The sequence below is a fragment of the Paraburkholderia sp. SIMBA_027 genome, from assembly GCF_046535315.1.
Lineage (GTDB): Bacteria > Pseudomonadota > Gammaproteobacteria > Burkholderiales > Burkholderiaceae > Paraburkholderia > Paraburkholderia tropica.
Map to the genome: position 1 here is coordinate 1 of NZ_JAWRWY010000902.1, position 261 is coordinate 261.

The 261-nt window shown below is 64.8% G+C and carries 1 protein-coding gene; it reads right to left on the reverse strand.

The genetic code is table 11. The features are described 5' to 3' along the window. Positions 1 to 261: DegT/DnrJ/EryC1/StrS family aminotransferase (locus SB764_RS41695; protein ID WP_410866990.1), on the reverse strand; the 261-nt coding region annotated here is incomplete at both ends.

A 261-nucleotide genomic window follows, 5' to 3' on the forward strand; every position in this document is an offset into this window, starting at 1 on the left:
GCATAAGAGGACCGCCCTGGAGACCCGGGAAGACGGCCGAATTGAACTTCTTCGCCAGATCCTCGTCATTGGTGAGGATCACGCCGCCGCGCGGGCCGCGGAGCGACTTGTGGGTCGTGGTCGTGGCAACGTGGCAATGCGGGAACGGCGACGGATGCTGGCCACCGGCAACGAGACCGGCGATGTGTGCCATGTCGACCATCAGATAGGCACCGACGCTGTCGGCGATCTCGCGGAAACGCTTCCAGTCCCAGATGCGGG